The 20,074-nt window shown below is 70.3% G+C and carries 20 protein-coding genes; 5 read left to right on the plus strand and 15 right to left on the minus strand.

What is annotated here, in order from left to right; genetic code table 11:
• The first annotated feature begins 34 nt into the window (after positions 1-34).
• Complete coding sequence (locus tag HAV39_RS24675) at positions 35-2,383, plus strand: hypothetical protein (RefSeq protein WP_191841533.1); 2,349 nt, start codon at positions 35-37, stop codon at positions 2,381-2,383.
• 79 nt (positions 2,384-2,462) lie between these two features.
• Here the strand turns inward: HAV39_RS24675 and HAV39_RS24680 are convergent, their stop codons facing one another.
• Positions 2,463-2,798, minus strand: coding sequence for a cupin domain-containing protein (locus HAV39_RS24680; RefSeq protein WP_191841534.1), 336 nt, complete (start codon positions 2,796-2,798; stop codon positions 2,463-2,465).
• 92 nt (positions 2,799-2,890) lie between these two features.
• Positions 2,891-3,433 carry a hypothetical protein gene (locus HAV39_RS24685; protein ID WP_191841535.1) on the minus strand — a complete coding sequence of 181 codons (543 nt, stop codon included), beginning with the start codon at positions 3,431-3,433 and terminating at the stop codon, positions 2,891-2,893.
• Positions 3,434-3,745: 312 nt separating this feature from the next.
• Between HAV39_RS24685 and HAV39_RS24690 the strand changes: the two genes are divergently transcribed.
• Positions 3,746-4,549, plus strand: a complete 804-nt coding sequence (locus HAV39_RS24690; RefSeq protein ID WP_191841536.1) for an SGNH/GDSL hydrolase family protein — start codon at positions 3,746-3,748, stop codon at positions 4,547-4,549.
• Between the two features lie 401 nt (positions 4,550-4,950).
• Here the strand turns inward: HAV39_RS24690 and HAV39_RS24695 are convergent, their stop codons facing one another.
• The 7 genes from HAV39_RS24695 to HAV39_RS24725 form a co-directional block, all read right to left on the minus strand.
• Complete coding sequence (locus HAV39_RS24695) at positions 4,951-5,247, minus strand: tetratricopeptide repeat protein (protein WP_342355588.1); 297 nt, start codon at positions 5,245-5,247, stop codon at positions 4,951-4,953.
• Positions 5,222-6,460, minus strand: coding sequence for an HEXXH motif domain-containing protein (locus tag HAV39_RS24700; protein WP_191841538.1), 1,239 nt, complete (start codon positions 6,458-6,460; stop codon positions 5,222-5,224). Before HAV39_RS24700 ends, HAV39_RS24695 begins: the two co-directional genes overlap by 26 nt.
• Positions 6,461-6,496: 36 nt before the next feature.
• Complete coding sequence (locus tag HAV39_RS24705) at positions 6,497-8,653, minus strand: ATP-binding protein (RefSeq protein ID WP_191841539.1); 2,157 nt, start codon at positions 8,651-8,653, stop codon at positions 6,497-6,499.
• Positions 8,646-9,065, minus strand: coding sequence for a hypothetical protein (locus tag HAV39_RS24710; RefSeq protein WP_191841540.1), 420 nt, complete (start codon positions 9,063-9,065; stop codon positions 8,646-8,648). Before HAV39_RS24710 ends, HAV39_RS24705 begins: the two co-directional genes overlap by 8 nt.
• Before the next feature lie 37 nt (positions 9,066-9,102).
• Complete coding sequence (locus HAV39_RS24715) at positions 9,103-10,347, minus strand: radical SAM protein (RefSeq protein ID WP_191841541.1); 1,245 nt, start codon at positions 10,345-10,347, stop codon at positions 9,103-9,105.
• A 440-nt stretch (positions 10,348-10,787) separates the two neighbouring features.
• Positions 10,788-11,639, minus strand: coding sequence for an AAC(3) family N-acetyltransferase (locus HAV39_RS24720; protein ID WP_191841542.1), 852 nt, complete (start codon positions 11,637-11,639; stop codon positions 10,788-10,790).
• Between the two features lie 425 nt (positions 11,640-12,064).
• The gene (locus HAV39_RS24725; protein WP_373311802.1) at positions 12,065-13,132 is read right to left on the minus strand and encodes a LacI family DNA-binding transcriptional regulator; all 1,068 of its coding nucleotides are present in this window, start codon (positions 13,130-13,132) and stop codon (positions 12,065-12,067) included.
• Between the two features lie 93 nt (positions 13,133-13,225).
• Between HAV39_RS24725 and HAV39_RS24730 the strand changes: the two genes are divergently transcribed.
• A complete protein-coding gene (locus tag HAV39_RS24730) occupies positions 13,226-14,194 on the plus strand; it encodes an ROK family protein (protein WP_191841543.1) in 969 nt (322 codons plus the stop codon).
• A gap of 49 nt (positions 14,195-14,243) precedes the next feature.
• Here the strand turns inward: HAV39_RS24730 and HAV39_RS24735 are convergent, their stop codons facing one another.
• From HAV39_RS24735 to HAV39_RS24760, 6 genes are all read right to left on the minus strand, one after another.
• The gene (locus HAV39_RS24735; RefSeq protein ID WP_191841544.1) at positions 14,244-15,374 is read right to left on the minus strand and encodes a sigma factor; all 1,131 of its coding nucleotides are present in this window, start codon (positions 15,372-15,374) and stop codon (positions 14,244-14,246) included.
• A 93-nt stretch (positions 15,375-15,467) separates the two neighbouring features.
• On the minus strand, positions 15,468-16,097 hold the full coding sequence (gene lexA / locus HAV39_RS24740; RefSeq protein WP_191841545.1) for a transcriptional repressor LexA: 630 nt from the start codon (positions 16,095-16,097) through the stop codon (positions 15,468-15,470).
• 172 nt (positions 16,098-16,269) lie between these two features.
• A complete protein-coding gene (locus HAV39_RS24745; protein WP_191841546.1) occupies positions 16,270-16,881 on the minus strand; it encodes a nucleoside/nucleotide kinase family protein in 612 nt (203 codons plus the stop codon).
• 13 nt (positions 16,882-16,894) lie between these two features.
• Entirely contained in the window at positions 16,895-18,007 is a 1,113-nt protein-coding gene (locus tag HAV39_RS24750; protein WP_191841547.1) for a threonine aldolase family protein, read from the minus strand.
• 60 nt (positions 18,008-18,067) lie between these two features.
• Entirely contained in the window at positions 18,068-18,292 is a 225-nt protein-coding gene (locus HAV39_RS24755) for a helix-turn-helix transcriptional regulator (RefSeq protein ID WP_120315708.1), read from the minus strand.
• The gene (locus HAV39_RS24760; RefSeq protein WP_191841548.1) at positions 18,285-18,758 is read right to left on the minus strand and encodes a hypothetical protein; all 474 of its coding nucleotides are present in this window, start codon (positions 18,756-18,758) and stop codon (positions 18,285-18,287) included. The genes HAV39_RS24755 and HAV39_RS24760 overlap by 8 nt, the downstream gene beginning before the upstream one ends.
• A gap of 380 nt (positions 18,759-19,138) precedes the next feature.
• Here HAV39_RS24760 and HAV39_RS24765 point away from each other — a divergent pair, with 380 nt between their 5' ends.
• Complete coding sequence (locus HAV39_RS24765) at positions 19,139-19,390, plus strand: dsRBD fold-containing protein (RefSeq protein WP_191841549.1); 252 nt, start codon at positions 19,139-19,141, stop codon at positions 19,388-19,390.
• The gene (locus HAV39_RS24770; protein WP_203736334.1) at positions 19,387-20,046 is read left to right on the plus strand and encodes a flavodoxin domain-containing protein; all 660 of its coding nucleotides are present in this window, start codon (positions 19,387-19,389) and stop codon (positions 20,044-20,046) included. Before HAV39_RS24765 ends, HAV39_RS24770 begins: the two co-directional genes overlap by 4 nt.
• Positions 20,047-20,074: the final 28 nt, after the last annotated feature.

A 20,074-nucleotide genomic window follows, 5' to 3' on the forward strand; every position in this document is an offset into this window, starting at 1 on the left:
TGCCAGACCCGTTGCCCGGCAACAGGGTGTCCCCATGCCCGTGCCCCGCTACGACTCCGCGCCGGTGGACCGCCCGTCCGGCCTGATCCCTCCTCCTGTCGACCTGTCCGGGGTGACCGAGCTGCGCCTGCACGGCGTCGGCGGCACCACCGCGGAGGACCTGCTCGGCGACCTCGCCCCGCAGCAGGTCTCCGGCGACCGCATCGCCGGCTTCTACCGCACCGCCGACCTGCCCGCCCGCCACGTCGAGGCGTACTCGTGGGGCGGCCTCACCTCCCGCAGCGGCTCGCGCGTGCTGTGGCTGCTGCTGCTGCCGTTCGCGATGGCCAACCTGGCCGGGTGGATGTGCACGCCGAAGACCCACGGCTCCGGCTGGCGGTTCCGCCTGCACCGCACCTTCGTGCGCTGGACCGCGCTGGGCATCACCGTGAACGTGGTGCTGGTCATGGCGATGGGCACCATGGAGCTGCTGGCCTACCAGTGCGGCGGGCGTGACGACTGCGCCGGTGACAACTGGCTGCTGAGCTGGCTGCGCGGCCCGCTGCTGGCCGAGCACGCCGGGCGGCGGCTGCTGATCGGCGCGCTGGTGCCGGTGCTGTTCGTGGCCTTCCTGGCGGTGCTGACCCTGCGCAGCATCAACCGGTACGAGGAGGTCGACCCGCCGTACCAGGTGGGCGACAAGCCGCCGCGCGCCGCGACCAGCGCCGCCCAGCCCAAGCTGACGCTGGCCGACCGCACCTTCTGGGACGGCCGCCGCAGCGCCTTCGACCTGGGCTGCGCGCACGTCGCCGCGGCGCTGGCCTTCATCGCCCTGGCCCTGGCCTACACGGGCCACGGCATGGTGTCCGGCAGCGACCTGCCCGGCCCGGCCGCCCGCTGGGCGCTGCTCGCCGCGCTCGGCCTCGGCGGCGCGGCGGTGCTCGGCGCGCTGATCGTGACCGCGCTGGACGCCTGCCGCCGGTGGGCGGCCGGGCTGCTGATCGCCCTGGCCGTCGCCGCGCTGGCCGCCGCGGCCGTGTTCCTGCTGGCCCAGCCCGAGCTGGGGCACCCGTGGGGCTACCTGCCGAACATGCGGTACACCATCAACATCGCCTTCGGCGGCATCTTCGGCGCGCTGGGACTGACGCTGGTCTCCACACTGCTCGGCGGCTGGAAGCGGGGCATCTTCTTCATCTTCGGCCCGTTCGTGGTGCTCGCGGTCAGCATCGCGCTGCTCAACGCGGTGATGCTGGGTGCGATGCTGCGCATCACCGACCTGTTCGGCGAGGTGAACTCGCTGTCGCTGGTGCCGGTTGTGCCGGCCGCGCCCGGCGAGCTGTACGTCTACCCGATCATCACCACGCTGCACCAGTACCTGACCCTGGTCCCGCTGGCTCTGATCCTGCTGTTCGGCGTCTTCGAGCTGATCGCGTACTGGCGCGCCGGTGCGAGCCGCAAGGCCCGCGCGCAGGCCGAGAGGTTCTACGCCGTCGACCGCTACCCCCAGCCCGACGGCGAGCCGCACTGGTACGACAACGCGGCCGCGCAGCGGCGCTGGATCGCCGGCGTGGTGCGGGCCCGGGTGGTCGCGCAGATGCCGCGCCACATCGATCGCCTGCTGACCTCGATGGCGGTGGCCGGTGTGGTCCTGCTGATCGCGATCCAGATCCGCTACTGGGTGTTCCACCAGCTGCCCTGGGGCACGGCGTGGACGGTCACCGCGGGCAGCTACCTCACCGCGGCGCTGCCGATCCTGGTGGTGCTGCTGCTGCGGCGCGGCTGGACCAACCTGGCCAGCCGCCGCCGCATCGGCGTGATCTGGGACGTGTGCACGTTCTGGCCGCGGGCGTTCCACCCGCTCGCGCCGCCGTCCTACGCCGAGCGGGCGGTGCCCGAGGTGCAGCGGCGGCTGTGGCGGCTGCACAGCAGCGGCGGCAAGGTCGTCGTAGCGGCGCACAGCCAGGGCAGCGTCATCGCCGCGGCCGCCCTGCTGCAGCGGGACAACCTGCCCGCCGACGGCCGGTACGCCCTGGTCACCTTCGGCTCGCCGCTGCGCACGCTGTACGGGTGGGCGTTCCCGGCCTACTTCACCGACAAAGTGCTGCGCTCGCTGGAGCCGCGGCTGCACGCGTGGCGCAACTTCCACTACGACACCGACTACATCGGCGGCGCGGCGCTGGCCGCCGAGCCGGAGTCGCCCGTGGACGTGCTGCTGCCCGACCCGGAGACCTGCTGGTACATCTACGGCCAGCCGCTGCCGCTGGCCCGGCGGCACACCGGCTACTGGGACGACCCGGCGGTGTGGCGGCAGGTCGACGAGCTGGCCGCGGCGCTGGCCGCCGGGCCCCAGGTGCCCGTGCAGCCCGGCCCGCCCGTGACCGAGAGCGAGATCGGCCTGTCCTGACCGGCGACGTGCCCGTGCCGTCACCCCGGCACGGGCACGGGCACGGTCCCGCTCCCGAGGCGACGCGTCGGCGCTGCACTCAGGCGCCACCGCGCGAGCCGTAGGCGGGCCCGAAGAACACCAGCAGTGCCAGGTCCTCGGTGACGTCGACGAACCGGTGCTCCTCCCCGGCCGGGACGAAGACGACCGCGCCCGGGCCGACCTCGGCCGCACCACCGGGCGTCACGATCCGGGCCCGGCCCGCGGTGACCACGTAGACCTCGTCCTCGGTGTGCGGGCTCTGGTCGTCGACCCCGCCCGCCGGGATGCAGTAGGTGCCCACGGACAGGTCCGGCACCTTCAGGTGCTCCACCCAGTCGTTGGCCGTGCCGGCCGGCGGTGGCGTCCACCGTCCCGCCCCTTCGATGATCTGCATGGCGGCCAGCGTAACCATCCGTCCGGCGCGGACGGTGCCGACAGACCCCCGCCCGGCCTTCGCCGTCGGCGGCGGGGCCGCACCCGGGCACGTCAGCCGCCCAGTTCGGCGCCGGCAGCGACCGCCAGCTCGTAGATCCGGTCGGCGTGGCGTTGCACGCGCCGCTCCGTCGTGGTCGCCAGCCAGCGGAGATTGACCGTCCGGTACTCCACGGCACGAGGTGACCCGGCCTGCGCCGGCAGCTCGAACGATCCATCGCGGCCGGTCCGCGCCGGAGTGACCACGTAATCGAGCGCGGGCGCGTAGTAGCGCCCGCCTGCGCCATGGGAGCCTTCGCAGACACGCACGGCGCGCAGGCTCTGCCAGGGAATGCGCCGGGTGCACAGCAGGCCGCGTACCAGCAGGTGTTCCTCACGGGAGTACACGCCCTGCGATGCGGCTCGCACGGCCAGGGTGAGCCAGAGCGCGCACCACAGTGCCAGGCCGAGCCCCGCCACCAGCAGACCCGCCGCCGAGACGGCCTCCTCCCGCCGCACCGCGGCGACGACGTTGCCGCCCCCGCACAGCGCCATCCCCAGCATGCCCACGGCCACCAGCGCGTTCTGGCCGGGGCTGACGACTGCCCCGTTACTCATCCGGCCACGTTAACGACGCCTGTCGAGGCCGCCGGTCGCTACTCGTCGCGCTCTGCAAGAAGTTGACCGCCGGTGGCGCTCACCGTGCCGCTTCTGGGGCGGGATGTGCTGACATGGCGGTTCCCCGCCACGCCAGTGGCGAGCCCGGCAACCATGCACGCTGGCTGGGCAAACGGATCCAATGTAGCCATCCGCATGCGGTCGCGCCAGACCCTCGAAACATCTTGCAACACTTGCGAATTGAGATCTTCACAACCGGGGTTTCAACTGATATCTATATGCGATCGATCGACCCCTGACCCGGAGGACGACTTGACCCGATCGCGCCTGCTGACCTTCACGGCGAGCCTCGCCACCGCCTTCACCGTGCTGGTCACCCTGGCAGCCACCCCCGCCCAGGCTGCTTCCACCGTCCGCTACGTCGCCCTCGGCGACTCCTACTCCTCCGGCGTCGGCGCCGGCAGCTACACCTCCGAGAGCGGCGCGTGCCAGCGCAGCACCAAGGCCTATCCCGCCCTGTGGGCCGCCGCCAACGCCCCCGCCTCGTACGCCTTCGTCGCCTGCTCCGGCGCGACCACCACCAGCGTCACCAGCTCGCAGCTGTCCGCCCTCAGCAGCTCCACCACGCTGGTCAGCATCACCGTCGGCGGCAACGACGTCGGCTTCGCCAACATCATGTCGACCTGCGCCCTCCAGGGCACCACCCAGTGCGTCGCCGCCGTGCAGACCGCCGAGGACAAGGCCCGCGCGTCCCTGCCCGGGCTGCTCGACAACGCGTACAACGCGATCCGCTCCCGCGCCCCCAACGCCCGCGTGGTGGTGCTCGGCTATCCGGTCTTCTACCAGCTCGGCACCGTGTGCGTCGGGCTCAGCGCCACGTCCCACGCGAAGATCAACGAAGGCATCAACCTCGTCGACGACCTCACCCGCACCGCCGCCGGACGGCACGGGTTCACCTTCGCCGACGTGCGCTCCATCTTCGTCGGCCACCAGCTCTGCAGCGGCGACAAGTGGCTGCACGCCCTCAACTTCGCCAGCCTCGGCATCTCGTACCACCCCATGGCCACCGGACACTCCGGCGGCTACTTCCCCGTCTTCCGCACCGCCGCCGCCTGACGCACGAAGGGCGCCTTCACCCGCCAGGTCGGGTCGAAGGCGCCCTTCCAGGTGCGGTCGAACGGAACGAGAACACCTGACAGCTCACCAAATGAACGCGGAGAGTGAACATCGCGTTGCTCAACATTACTTTGACCTCCATGTATCAGCGGGGGCCAGGTTCTCCCGGTTCTTCTCGGTGAGCGCCTCCAGCTCCCGCTCGGCGCGGGCGTTCTCCTCCTACACCAGCAGGCTCAGCGCGAGGCTGAGCCGGCAGGTGAGCGTGTCCGGGTTCTCCGGGCCGACCCGCTCGTTGAGGCGTTCGTACGCCCGCTCGTGCAGCTCCAGCGCCTCGTCGTGTGTCCGGCGCTGCGCAGCGAGATCGCCAGGTTCGACTGTGCGATCAGGACCCCCTTGGCCTCCTAGCCGTGTACGGCGACGTACGACTCGTGCACCGTGCGCAGCATCGCCACCGAGCGCTCGTAGTCGCCCGCGTCCCGCACGTCGCAGGCGATGTTGCCGAGCGTGTTGAGGGTGTTGAAGTGGCTCTCCCCGCGCACGATCCGGCTGAACCGGTACACCCGCTCGTCGCGCTCACGGGCGGCGCGGAAGTCGCCCATGAGCCGGTAGGTGGAACTGATTGTCGCGTGCCATTCCCCGAGGGCGAAGCCGCAGAGCGCGACGGCCGCGCGCTCAGGCCGCCCACCCCGCCACCCCAGCCGCCATCACCTGCACGAAACGCCGGCCGGAGACGGTGAGCACGTCGGGGTGCCGGAGCAGGACGTCGAGCCCTACCTCGCTCCAGTCCCGGTACTGACGGTAATGCTTCCGTGCGGTCATCTGTTGTGGACCCGATTGGTCCGCACGTCGGCGCCACATGTCGGCCACCGCCACGTGCGCGTACGTGCCCTGCAAGACACCTTCGTGGGGCCGCGGATCAGTCCGCCAGGGGACCATGAACATCTCCGTGCTGCTCGGATCGAGCAACTGGCACAGGTCGAGCAGCGCGCCCAGCTTGCCGTGCTGGAACTCATGGACGAGGATCACCGCCAGCGCCGCCGGCTCGGCGAGCACCGATGCCACCGATCCGAAGGCGTCGCGCGACGTCGATGCCCTCATCAGTCCGCCTGGGTCGGCCGCCAGCGGTGCCACGGTGCGCAACCCGGCGAGCAGTCCGGGCACATAGTCGGCCGCGTCGCCGCGGATGAGCCGCCACGCCGCCGCCACGTGCTCCTGCCAGCGGGCCCCGTCGGTGGATGAGGCGCGGCCGCTCGGCGCCCACTGATGGCAGTCGCGGTAAGGGTCACCGTCCTCGATCAGCAGCGAAAGCCCGTCGCACTCGATCCGGCGGGCAGGCTGCCACGACTCACCGGCGGGTGCGTCGAGCCCGTCGACGGTTACCAGCGTCGCCCCCACCCGAAGCGTGAACCCGCGGCCGACCGACCAGAGTTCCGCCACACTCGCGTTCGCCCCGGGTAGGTACACGGTGCCGACCGTCGGCAGGTGAACGCGGTCGCCGACGATCGGCACGCGCAGGTCAACGGCCCGGTCAGCGCGCAGCGCCGCGGCGGCCGCCAGCGAGTTCACATAGCCGACGTGGTCACGGCAGTCATCGCCCGGCTGCAGGCAGCGCATTGCCCAAGCGCGCACGTACGGATGGGCGAGCACCTCGCCTACGGCGGCGAGAGCCTCGCCGTCGAGCCGCTCCAGCATCACCCAGCCGTCCGTGGCGAACGCGTGACGGCCAACGGCCCGTTCCCTCACCCGCGACAGCAGGTTGAGTGTGATCAGCAGCTGGGCGTCAGCCAGGTGGCCCATGGCAGCGTCGTCGCCGAAGCCGGAGGCGATCTGATCGATCAGGCCGGATGGCAGTGCAGTGTCAGCAGGCTCGGCGTCCACCACGGGCGTCGATGGCACGACGGATCTGTTCATGCGACGATGATCGTCTCTGAAATTGCGCGCCGCCGTTCACGCCAACCCGGCGTCGCGCAGGGTGCTTTCAGCACGGTCACGCAAGACAACCTCATTGATCACCACGAAGATGTCCCGTGCCGACCGCCAAGCGGCACCCGCCTCGGCCCGATGACCAGAGTTCAACTCAGCCGCTCCAAGACCCATCAGCGTGTCGGCTTGGCCGCGCTGGTCACCGATCGCCTGCTGGACACCCAACGCAACCTGGTAGGTGACCACAGCCTCCGAGTCGCGCCCGACCTGACGGTAGACATCTGCCAGAAAGCAGAGGGTCTGCCCCTCGGTGTGCTGATCCCCGACCTGACGGTGCAATACGAGTGCACGCTGAAAACACAGTATCGCCTCGTCGACCTTCGACATCGCGCGGTAGGTCTTTCCCTGCCCTTGCAACGATGCTCCGGCGATCTTGTCGTCCCCGACATGCTCCGCAATAGCCAGACCGGCCGCCTCGAAGGCCAGCGACTCGACAAGTCTTCCGACTTCGCGATACGCGTTGCCCAAATTGTGCAAGGCAAGCATCTCACCCCTCTGGTCACCACAGGTGCGCCAGAGCCCCAGTGCCTCCTCGTAGCACTGAAGCGCCTGCGCCCAGTCCAGGGCGATCTCGCGGGCACCGCCAAGGCCTATCAAGCTCCACGCCTCTGCGAACGGGTCTTGAAGGACGCGCGCAGATGCGACGCCGATGGTCGCTGTTTCTATCCAGTTCGCGACGTACCAGCGAACGTAAAAGAACGTGTTGAACAAGAGGGGAAGCTTCCACGCGATGTCGTGGAAGCCGATCGCTGCCGCGTGGCGCACCATCGCAACGCAATTGAGCCGCTCAGCCTCACACCATTGCAGGGCATCGTCTCGGTTAGCGAACGGGCTCGGGCTCCACGGGCCTTCGAGAACGTCGGGGACGACCCGCCGGCGACCCGGGTTGAGCAGCAGGTCGGCGTGGCTTGCCGCGTGCAGGTACCAGGTGAGTTCCCGACGCTGCGCCGCAGCGACCTCGTCGGCAGAGCAGTCGCGTTGAGCCAGTTCCGCGGCGTAGACCTTCAACAAGTCGTGTAGTTGGTACCGGTCTCTCTCCACGGAATCCACAAGGTGGACACCGAAGAGGGCATCAAGCCGTTGTCGCGCGTCGGTGACGGTGGTGTCCGCCAGTGCCGCAGCGGCCGACGCGGACACATCGGGGCCGAGGTGTAGACCAAGCATCCGAAACATCCTCGCCACAGCGGGCGGCAGGTTGTCATAGGACCACGAAAACACGGCACGGACCGACGTCAGCTCGTCGTCCTCAACCGCCAACAGATCGAGTCGATCGCTACTCGCACGCAACTCTGCGACGACGTCACGGATCCGAGTGTATGGTCGTGACCGCGCTCGCTCCGCTACGATGCGAAGTGCGAGCGGCAGGTAGGCACACAGCCTCGCGAGCTCCGCCGTTTCGTCCACCTCGGTTTCGGCCTGCCGACCGATCAACTTCGTGAGCAGCAGCACCGCCTCGTCTGCTGGTAGCAGTTCAAGATCCACGCTGGCCACCCCGTCTCGTATCGAGAGCCCAGCAAGCCGGCTGCGGCTCGTGATCAGGACCGCACACGAGCCCGAGCCGGGCAGCAGCGGCCGGACCTGACCAGCCGTCGCCGCATTGTCGAGCACGATGAGCACGCGTCGGGTAGCGAGCACCGCCCGATACAGCCCCGCGCGCGCGTCAGGCCCCGCAGGCACCTTGTCTGGCGGGATGTCGAATGCACGCAGGAAGCCGTCGAGCACATCCGACGGGTCAGCTGGACCCTCTGAATCGTAGCCGCGCAGATTGACATAGAGGTCACCGTCGGCATACCCATCACGTGTCCCGTTCGCCCACTGCAGTGCGAGGGCAGTCTTGCCGACGCCGGCAGTGCCGACCACCGCCACAGCCCTCGTCCCGCCACGGCGATCCGAGGAGAGCAGAAAGTTGAGTCGCGCGAGATGCTCCTCGCGATCGACGAAGTCACCGGCGCCGGACGGAAGCTGTCGTGGCACCGGAAGCGACTCGCCGGCTCTGGTGTAGATGTTCTGAACGAGATCACGTCCCGCCTGATTGACGTCCCCCTTCCCGTCGTGCCGCGAGGACTCAAAAGTTACCTTTATAACGTTTGGGGCCGACTCCGGTACCCGGTCCTCAGTCATCTAGCCGCCGAGGGCTGCGATTGACGGTGATGTCCCGTCCCGCCTGGTTGATGTCGCCGAAGCCGTGGTGGCTCACATTGCCGAATCGAACCTCGCTTATGAGCTGGCGATCGAGTTTGAACACTTCGGCCAGCTCATCAGCAAGTCCGGGATGCGCGGCCAGCAATCCGCGAAGCTTCGACTGCCATTCGGCGACAAGCTCCGCCTGCGCCGACTCCACGGGTTCGGACCCGGCGACGAGCTCTTGCCGGGACTGTTCCAATGCTGCTTCGACTCTGGTGACCTGCTCGGCCGAGTCACGGCGCCAGAGTCGGGCGACGGCGGATTTAACCCCCTCCCAACCTTCTTGCGCCATCGCTGTGACCAGCGTGGTAGCCGCGGCAGAAGCGAGCACTGCGATGTCCAGAGTCATATGAGGACCTCCACCTGAGGTTGTCGGCGCGCAAGGATCACCGGGTGGCCACGCTCGCGCCAGCGGAAACCGCGTCTATGCGGTCTCCACGCCACTGCGTGAGGGCATCCTCGACATGCCTGATGAACATGGCGAGATCGGTGCAGTACACGGAGCGGTTGTCGTACTGGCGAGAGGCGCTGTATCGATGAGCGACAAGACCGCCACCGCAAACCGAGAAGAGCGGGCACTCAAGGCAATCCGCTGACGCCGCTGTCGCCTTGTCGGTGTGGGCCAGCACCATGGGATGGGTAACGAGCGATCGGATGGGCTCGTTCAGCACAGACGCCCCGGTGATGGTGGCGCCATCGAAAGTGGCCTTCAGCGCGTCATGCGCGTGGTAGTCGCCGTCGGTGTCGATCACCAGCGTTCCGAAGCTCCGCGGTCCGAGAATGTCGCCACCATATGGTGCGCCGAGCAGCAGGCCGACGAGCAGCTCAATACTGCGGACACGCATGGGCCGGTCGATCCGGCGGAGCTCCTCGTAGAGCTCGATAAGCCAGGCTCCGAAGGTGCCGAGGGGCCATTGTGCGTGCGGGTACGAATCGTGGTTGACATCCGGGAGCTGGAAGTCGACGTGCTCGACGCCGAGTCCCAAAAAGTGTTCGACGACGTCCCGGGGCCTGGCGGCGGGATCGATGACCGCCGTGACTGCGGGCGGCGATCCCCGGTCACCTGTGGAAGACAACAGCCGGCGAAGCCCTTCGGCCGTACGCTCGTAGGTGCCTGCGCCGACCTTGTCGCGTCGCTTCGCATCGTGGACGTCTGGTGGGCCGTCCAGACTGAGCCCGACATGAATCCCGTTGCGGTCGAATACATCGAGCCAGGCGTCGTCCACCATGGTTCCGTTGGTCTGTAGGGCGAGTTTGGCATCGACCCCACGTCGACCGCACTCAGCGCGAAGCCTCTCGGCGAACCTCTCGATGCGCTGGGCTCCGTAGAGTAGCGGTTCGCCTCCATGCAGGATGACAAGCGCCTGCTGGTTTCCCAGCTCGGCAAGATACTCACCTATTCGGGCAATTGTCGCCAGCTCGATCGCATCCGACATTCGCCTCGGTTGCGTGATCCATGTGCGGTCGGCTTGCTCATAGACGTAGCAGTAGGTGCATTTTATATTGCATCTGCTCGCCACTTTGACCACGAAGTGAGCAAATGGCATCGGGCCTGGGCCCAATTCAGATGCGTTCATGCTCATCTGCAGGTTGTACGCGTTGAACGACTGGAATGCGTATGTGCTCGTCATCCCAACATAATGGCCGCGCAGAGCCTCCGCGATGAACCAATCGAGACTGTTCTCGCGCCGTTTGGAAGGATCATGGCGGCACCCGTCTGGCGAGTTGCAACCACTGCAGGAGAGGATGCCTTTCCGCGTACTGTCGGGCATGCCATCAGTACACTACATCTCTCACGCGAAGAGCAACCCCATATGGACCGCACTCCGCCTATTTGGATGCTAGATCAGATACGGACGTCCACCGTGCATGGACATTTCCCGCACGCCGGCCGAGCGCCGCCGCACATCATTTAAGTCTGATCTCCAAGCTGTGAAAAAAGGCACGTGTAGATCATGAGTCAGCCCGCATCCGTCGTGGCGAAGTCGATCTGCCGGCGGAGGCTCAGAAGAACGCCGATGTCGTGGGCTCCGTGCCGCCGGTGCGCGAGCGACACATCGCCGCACATTCCTCAGCTCCGGTCACCTTGCGCCGTGCGCCGTCCGTGTCGCCGCATATCCAGCGTGTCGTCACGGTCGTTCATCCAGGCCGCGGCGAAATCCACCGCGTCACGGACCGCGACGAGCCTCGCCTCGGCAGCGCCGACCCGCCCCAGGGAGACGCGCGCCGTCTCCTCCAGCGCCCTGCCGATCTGCGGAAACACACTGTCGTCCAGGTCGGCTGCTTCAAATTCGCATAGCCGACGGTGCCCGTCGACCTCCAGATAGCATCGATAACGCCGCTCGGGCCTCGGTGAGCGGAGACGGTACTCCGCAAGGTGAAGGGCAGTGCACACCGCGAATCCCACGCCGAGTAGCAGTACGGCCGCGTTCGACTCATACAGCTTTGCCAGCGGTGACTGCTCACCGAGGTGGCTTCGCAGGTCATGTCCGTCCATCAGTCGGGCGGCCCGTGGTCCGTTGGCGGCAAATGATGTCTGCGGGTGACCGCTACGCACCGATCCCGGAAGCAGGCGGACGTACTCCGCGAACCAGCCCATACGGTAGGACGGTGTCGAGGCGGGATTGAATCCCTTCATCCGAGCCTCGAATGCATCGAGATCGGCCTGACCGAGCGACCGGGTAGCTTCCCGAAAAGCAGGGCTCGTCGTGGAGTTGTCGGACGTTTGCGCAGGTACCACAATCGTCGCACCAGGACCTGTCACCTGTCGAACGGCGTCGAAGAGCGTGCCCGCACCACCCTCGACGTAGCCGATCCGGCGCATTGAACAGTGCACCAAAACGTCGCGTCCGGACGGCAGGCCGAGCCTGGCGAGGTCCGCCGTCAGCGCATCGAGGTCTTGCATCCCGCGCGGCGGGATCATCGCGTCCGCCCGACTACATCCACCAGTTGCGGACAGCGCCGACCACTCTCCACGAGGCACCGCCGTCCGATGAGCCCTCGGACTGTTGTCCACGATGGAACTCCCGCGTAGCGGCGGGCAGGCCAGGATGCTGGAACGTCGGGCGCTTTCACCGTCATCCTCCGACTCTGCCGCCGTTACCACTGCCGACAATCAATCGTGACATCGACATAGTAGGTTTTCAATGTCTTGCCCGACGTTCACGGACCTCCGGAGCGCTGACAGCCCGCACCTCTGGCACCACCACGGCCGTGCTGTCCAGGAACTGCCGACCGGGATCGGGGAGTGCACCGAGGATCGCAGCAGGCAATGCCGCCACGCTGTTGGACACTCAGCTACCTTCGAGAACCCGACCGGTGGATCTCGAGAGATGGCTCGCCGCGCGCTCAGCGAGCGTGTCGCGCACTCGGTGAAGCGGGCTTGTCCAGCAGCGGGACGAGCCCGCGCTCCAGCAATTCCGTGGGCAGCACGACGGTACGCGGCCGCGACCTGTCCCCGTCGATCCGTGCGAACAGCAGCTGCGCTGCCCGTCGGGCCAGTTCGCGGGTGTCGTACCCGATGACCGTCAGGGGGCGCGGCATGAGGTGCGACAGCTCGAAGTCGTCGAAGCCGACCAGGGCGGCGTCGCTGCTCCTGCGCCACAGCTCCTGGACCGCGCCGACGGTGATGCGGTTGTTCAGGGCGAGGAACGCAGTCGGCGGGTTCGGCTGGGTGAGCATGTCGGCGACGGCCGCCGCGGCGGTGGCCGGGTCGCGTACGCCGCCGCGCACCAGCGCGCCGTCGTAGCCGATCCCGGCGTCGGCGAGGGCGTCCTGCGCACCGGCGAGGCGTTCGCGCATGGTGTGCACGTCGACGGAGTCGAGCAGCACCCCGATGCGCCGGTGGCCGTCGGCGACGAGCCGGCGCACCCCGCTGCGCGCGCCGCCGCGGTTGTCGAGCAGCACCGCGTCGGCCTCGATGTTGGTGCCCGGACGGTCCAGGAACACCACCGGGATACCCATCTCGACCTGCGAGTTGAGGAACGAGTGGTCGCAGCCGGCGGGCACGACCAGCAGCCCGTCGACGCGGCGCGAGCACAGATCGCGCAGCAGCTGCTCCTCGCGGACCGGGTCCTCCTCGGACGAGGCCGACAGCAGCAGGGTGTCGCGGTCGCGGGCTATCTCGGCGGTGACGTGGGCGATGGTGGAGTAGAACGGGTTGGCCAGCTCTTCGATGATCAGGCCGATGGTGGCGCTGGCCCGGCCCGCGCGCAGCGCGCTGGCCATGTGGTTGCGCTGGAAGCCGAGTTCGGCGACGGCGGCCAGCACCCGGTCGGCCATGGCCCGCTGCACGTGCGGCTCGCCGTTGACGACCCGCGACACGGTCTTCAGGCTGACCCCGGCGAGCCGGGCGACGTCGACCATGGTGGGCCGGCGGCCGGCCCGGTGCGGGGGTTCGCTGTGCTCGCTCGTCACGGCACGAACGGTACCCGGTTGCCGAGGGCGGGGCGGCAGTGGTCGGACAACGTTGTCATACTCTTTCCAACACCCGCCTCCACAGGAGCCCCCATGCCGCACCGCGCTGCCGGACCGCTCGCTCTCGCCGTCGACATCGGCGGCACCAAGATGGCCGCCGGGCTCGTCGACGCCGACGGGACCGTGCTGGCCGCCGACCGCATCCCCACGCCGCGGCCGCTGCCGGGCCCGGACGCGGGCGAGCAGGTGTGGGCGGGCCTGTCGGCGATGCTCGACGGCCTGCTCGACCACACCGCCGGCCGGCCGATCATCGGGGTCGGCACCAGCACCGCCGGCCCGTTCGACCTGACCGGCGCCACGGTCAGCCCGGTCAACATCACCGCCTGGCGCGGCTTCCCGCTGGTGGACCGGCTTGCCGCGCAGGTGCCCGGCGTGCCGGTGCGGCTGGCCGGCGACGGGGTGTGCGCGGCGATCGGCGAGCACTGGCGCGGCGCCGGGCGCGGCCATGACGACCTGCTGGTGCTCGTGGTGTCGACCGGGGTCGGCGGCGGCCTGGTGCACGGCGGGCGGCCCTTCACCGGTGCGTCCGGCAATGCCGGGCACGTCGGCCACATGGTCGTCGACCTCGACGGCGACGACTGCCCGTGCGGTGGGCGCGGCTGCGTGGAGGCGATCGCGAGCGGCCCGAGCATGGTCCGGTACGCGCTGCGCGAGGGCTGGCGACCGGCCGGCGACGGCACCGCCCGCGACCTGGCCGACGCGGCGCGCGTCGGCGACCCGGTTGCCCTGCGCGCGTTCACCCGCGCCGCGGACGCCCTGGCCGCGGGCATAGTCTCGGCCGCCGCGATGTGCGACCTGAACCAGGTGGTGATCGGCGGCGGCGTCGCCAACGCCGCCGACCTGCTCTTCCCGCCGTTGAAGGAGGGCCTGGCCCGGTTCGGCCGCCTCGGCTTCCTCTCCGACATCGGGGTACGCGCCGCCCACCTCGGCGGCGACGCGGGCCTCATCGGCGCAGCCGCCCTCATCCACTCCCCCGACCCGTACTGGCCGCCCCGCACCTAGTCGATCATGAAGTTATGGCAGGGACATGCCGTCGAACACGTCCATAGGTTCATGATCGACCCGGCTCAGGGGGGTCGAAGATGGCCAGGCGGGGGTCGGCGGTGAACTGGGTCACGGACATGCCCAGGGCGGGGTTGCGCTGGCTGGAGGGTTGGGCGGCGAAGGGGTCGGGGGTGTTGGTGATGGTGACCATGACCAGGGAGTGTCCGGTGAAGACGGCCACCGTCCACAGTTGGGCGTCCGGGCCCAGCGCGAAGCCGGCGCGGCGGTCCTCGGGCTGCTCGCGGACGCCGTACTGCTCCAGCACCGCGCCGCTGTCCAGCTCCGCGCTGAACCCGCACCAGGTCAGCCGCTCGCAGTGGCTGAGGTCGGGCACGTAGGTCGTGGGCGCGACCGAGATGGTCAGCGTGCCGTAGCCGTTGCCGTTGACCAGTTGCAGGCTCACCGTCAGCGCGCCGGGGGCCAGCGCCGGGTCGGGCAGCGGGGCGAGTTCGCGGGTGTCCCCGCCGTCGGCCAGGCCCAGGTCGTTGCGGTGCAGGCCGAGCGGGTTGACCCGGGTGAGGACCAGCTCGGCCATCAGGCAGGTGTAGCGCTCGATCAGCGCCTTGTCCGCGGTGACCGGCTCGGCCTGGGGCAGCGGCAGGGCGCCGGACAGCACCGCGAACCGGTCGACCCCGGCTCGGCCGCCGGCCTGCGGGGGCGCGGGCGGCACCGGTGAGCGGGTCAGCGACGGCAGCGGGGTCGGCCCGGGGACACCGGCCATGCAGTCGACCTCCTCGGGCGGCGGCGTGCCACCGGGATCGGGCCGCAGCACGATCACCGCGAACCCGACGCCGGCCGCGAGCGCGACCGTGAGCAGGGTGCTCATCGCCAGGTCGCGGCGGCGCAGCCGCCGTCCGGCGCTGACCAGCTCCGCCGTGGCCAGGCCGAGCGGCGGCTCAGGCCCCTCGTGCGGCTCGCCGGGACGGTGCCGGCGCAGCGCCCGCAGCAGGAAACGCTGGGCGTACGCCTCGGGCGGCTCGAAGCCCAGCGCCGGCCAGCGCCGGTACAGCCGCAGTAGGGTGCGCCGGACCAGGTCCTCGGCCACCGCCCAGTCGCCGCACCGCTCCCGCGCCTGCCGCCGCAGCGCGGGGGCCAGCGCGGTGGCGAACTCGGCGTACTCGTCCTCCCAGGCCCGCATCCCGACAGTTAACACAATGGATGCGTCCGGCCGCAGGTCCTCCCGGCTGGTGGGTGGCAGCACGCCGCCGAGCACGCCCGCCTGGGCGGCTGGTCAGCGCACCCGGCGTACGACCGCCACCACCTTGCCCAGCACGACGGCGTCGTCGCCGGGGATGGGGTCGTACGCCGGGTTGCACGGCACCAGCTCGACGTGCCCGCGGCTGACCCGGTACACCTTCACCGTCGCCTCGCCGTCGATCATCGCCGCGACGATCTCCCCGCTGTACGCGGTCGGCTGCTGGCGGATCACCACCACGTCGCCGTCGCAGATCGCCGCGTCGACCATCGAGTCGCCGCGCACCCGCAGCGAGAACAGCGTGCCGTGGCCGACCAGGTCCCGCGACAGCGTCAGCGTCTCCTCCAGGGACTCCTCGGCCAGGATCGGCCCGCCCGCGGCGATGGTGCCGAGCAGCGGCACCTGGACCGTCGCCGCAGTGCGCTGCCGCGGGATGCCGTCGTCGTCCAAGGACAGGCGCACGCTCAGCGCCCGCGGTCGGCCCCGATCCCGCTGCAGCAGGCCCTTCTCCTCCAGCTCGCGCAGGTGGTACGCGACCGACGAGGACGCGGCCAGGCCGACCGCCCGGCCGATCTCCCGCAGCGTGGGCGGGTAACCGCGGCTGGTCACGCCGTCCTGGATCACTTCGAGGATGCGCCGCTGCCGCTCGCTGAGCTTCGAATGCACCCTGGCAGGCTAGCGGAACATCTCCACATAAGCCGCATATCGTGCCGCACGCCCTGCATGATCGCCCGACTTGCCAGGCAGGTGGTCGAATGCGGGCTCAAGATACGCACAGGTGCCAGGCAAGTCGAACGATCATCGCGGCAGGAGGCGCGCCGCGCCGGGCGGTGGGTGGTCAGGCGCGGTGCAGGCGCAGATCCGCGTGGGCGGCGGTGGCCTCGACGACGCGGGCGTTGGCCTCGTCGCTGCGGTAGACCCAGTCCCGGGCCGCGTCGGGGTCCAGGCCCTTGGCGTGCTGGCGGGCGAGCAGCCCGTCGACCCGGGGGCCGTCGTCGGCCGACAGGTAGACCGCGAGGTCGAGCAGCCGCCGGACGCGGTCCCACGGCGGGGTATCCAGCAGCAGGTAGTTGCCCTCGGTGACGATCACCTCGGTGTCCGGCGGGACGGGGATCGACCCGGCGACGGGCTCGTTGAGGACGTGGTCGAACGTCGGCGCGTACACCGTCTCGCCGGTCGTCTCGCGCAGCCGCCGCAGCAGGGCGGCGTAGCCGGCGGCGTCGAAGGTGTCCGGGGCGCCCTTGCGGTCGGCCCGGCCCAGCCGCCGCAGCTCCACGTTGGCCAGGTGGAACCCGTCCATCGGCACCGTCACGGCGTGGTCGAGCTTCGCGGCCAGGGCCAGGGCCAGGGTCGACTTGCCCGCGCCGGGCGCGCCGGCGATGCCGATCAGCACCCGGCCCGGCCGGGCCGCGCGCAGCCGTTCCACCTCGTCGAGCAGCGTCGTCAGCATCACGGCCAGTCTCTCAGCCCGCTGCCGCGGCGGCCAGTTCCAGCAGGGCGAGACCGGCCGCGGTGACGTCGGCGCCGCTCCACTCCAGCGCCGGGGCGGCCACCGTGATCTCGGCCATCGCCATGCCCGGGGACCGGTCGGTGAACGAGTTGGCGAACCACGTCTTCTGCTGCTCGGCCAGGGTCAGCACGGCCTGGTTGAGCGCCGCGGCCGGGCCGGGCAGCCACAGCTGGAACTGGTGGGTGTGCGGCTCGTGCGGGAACACCCGCGCGCCGGGCAGCGCGGCCAGCGCCGCGGCCACGGTCTTCGCGTGGGCGACGTACTCGGGCAGGCGGGGCAGCTCGCGGTCGAGGCCGCCCAGCGCCGCCAGCACCGCCGGCCACTGCTGGAACAGCTGCCCGCCGTAGCGGTGCCGCCAGGCGCGCGCCTGCGCGGTGAAGTCCTCGGCCCCGGCCAGCAGCGCACCGGAAAGCCCGCCGAGGGTCTTGTACAGCGAGACGTAGACGCTGTCGGCCAGCCCGGCCACCGTCGGCAGGTCCCGGCCCAGGTGGAACACCGACTCCCAGAGGCGGGCCCCGTCGAAGTGGACCTTCGCGCCGCGCGACCGCGCGGCCGCCACGAGGGCGTTCAGCTCGTCCCAGGTCGGCAGCAGGAAGCCGGCGTCGCGCAGCGGCAGCTCGACCAGCAGAGTGCCGAACGGCTCGTCGAGGTCGCGCACCTCCTGCGCGGTGGGCTGGCGCGGCTCCGTCGTCGGCCACACCCCGCGCAACCCGGTCAGCGTCTGGTACGCCTTGCGCTCGTGCACCTCCAGGTGCCCGAGCGGGTGCAGGGCCACGGCCCGGTTGCCGGTGCGCTCGGCCCAGCAGCGCAGCGCCACCTGCTGGGCCATGGTGCCGGTCGGGAAGAACACCGCATCGGGTTTGCCGAGCAGCCCGGCGACGCGCCGCTCCAGCGCCGCGACCGGCCCGCCGCCGTAGAAGTCGGGCCGGCCGTCGAGACCGTCGAAGTCGACGGCGGCGAGGTCGGCGAGCCGTTCGCGCAGGGACGGCGTGCGGTGCCCGGACAGGATCCGGTCGCAGCCGCGCATCGTCCGCCAGCGGCGTTCCGCGGGATCCTCAGCAGCCATCGGGCCATGATGCCATCACCCGGCACGTGCCGGGCCGGGGGCCGCCGGCCCGCGGAGCAGCTACGCGGCGTCGCCGGGGTACTGGAACACGTCGTCGAGGGGCACCTTGAAGACGTGCGCGATCTGGAAGGCCATCTCCAGCGACGGCGAGTAGCGGCCCTGCTCGATGGCGATGACGGTCTGGCGGGTGACGCCCACCCGCTCCGCCAGCTCGGCCTGCGTCATCTCGCCGTGCTCGGCGCGCAGCAGCCGGATGCGGTTGGTGACGCGGGTGGGCTTAACCATGGAACGCCCCGCGGTACGCCCGGATCTTCGCGATCGCGCCCCAGGTGGTGCCGACCGCCCCGATCAGGAACAGGACGTTGCCGATCCAGAACTGGTCGGCCCGCACCATCGCCAGCACCAGCACCGCGGCGGCGCCGAAGGCCATGACGCCCTGGGCGATCCGGTCGCCGTGCCGCACGATCTGCTTGTCCCGCACGTCGGATTCGGTGTGGCTGTCGCGGGCGACCATCGCCGACACGATCGAGCCGAGGATCGTGCCGACGAACGTCACGCCGATCGCCCACAGCATCGGCGTCACCCAGGCGACCTCGGCGGCGGGCCGGCTCCACAGGCGCGGGATCACCACGGCGCAGTACGCCAGCGTGGTCGCCGGCACCAGGATGGCCACCCACCAGGTGTTGCGTTCCTCGAAGGTGGTCGGGACGCGGTCGGTGTCGGCGGCGGGCGCGGGTTTGCACGAGGTCATGGCAGATCCTCTCGGTCGGCCGGCGATGTAAAGAATCCTTGACATCGCCGGTACGACCGAGCGTACACGATGTCAGCTATTCTTTACATCCGCGCTTCACCGCTTGCCGAACATCCAGCGGATGGCGGCCACGAGCAGCGCGATTCCGAGGACGGTGCCGAAGACACCCGCGTACACCTGTTCGCTGGACACACGCACACCATAGTGAGCACGGGCCCGCCGCGCCGCCATCACGGTGCCGGGCGCGGCGGGCGCGCCCTGGGACAAAACGCCTTTGTGCAGGCCAACCGGCCCAACCCGAGCGCCGCGGGCGCGACAATGGCAGGGGCGGCACGCGACCTGACGGCGTGTCGGCGCGTGACTGCCGGGAGGCCGGGCCGATGAGCACGAAGCACTGGACCGTCGACATCACCATCGACGACGACGGCTCCGGCCGTACGCAGGCGCACGCCCGCCTCGACACCGGCGCCACCACGCCCACGATGCGCGGCGACGGCCGCGCGGCGCGCAGCCGGTTCGACGAGGACGTGCCGGCGATCGGCGACGAGCTGGCCGCCGGCCGGGCGCTGGTCGAACTCGGACAGCGGCTGCTCGCGCAGGCCGACGCCGACCTTGAGCGGACCCCCGCATGACCACGGCCCCCGCTCCCGCCGCCGCCCCGACCACCGCGCCCCCGCTGCTGGAACCGCCACTGCAGCGCCTGGTCATGGCGCAGCTGGAGGAGCTGCCCGAGGCGCTCACCGGCCAGACCGGCCCGCCGCGCCGGGTGCTGGTGGCGGCGGCGTCGAAGTACGAGGCGACCGCGGAGATCGCCAACGCCATCGCGAAGGTCCTCACCGAACGCGGTTTCGACGCCGAAGCCCACGAGATCGACCCGTCGGTGCAGGCCGACGGCTTCGACGCGTTCGTCATCGGCAGCGCGGTGTACTCCGGGCACTGGCTGCAACCGGCCCGCTGGTTCGTGCAGAGCCACGCCGCGGTGCTGTCCTCGCATCCGGTGTGGCTGTTCTCCAGCGGCCCGGTCGGCGACCCGCCGATGCCTGACGAGGACCCGGTCGACGTCACCGCCATCGCCGAGGCCACCGGAGCCCGCGAGCACCGGGTGTTCGCCGGGCGGCTGGAACACAGCCGGCTGAGCATCGCCGAGCAGGCCCTGGTCGTGGCGCTGCGCGCGCCCGAGGGCGACTTCCGGGACTGGGACGCGATCCGCGGCTGGGCCGGCGGCATCGCCGACGCGCTCGCCGCGCCCGGCCCCACCACCATCACCGGAACGATCAGCCTGGACTGACCCGGACCGAGGACTGCGTGAAGCCCCG

The sequence above is a fragment of the Catellatospora chokoriensis genome (assembly GCF_011297315.1).
Lineage (GTDB): Bacteria > Actinomycetota > Actinomycetes > Mycobacteriales > Micromonosporaceae > Catellatospora > Catellatospora citrea.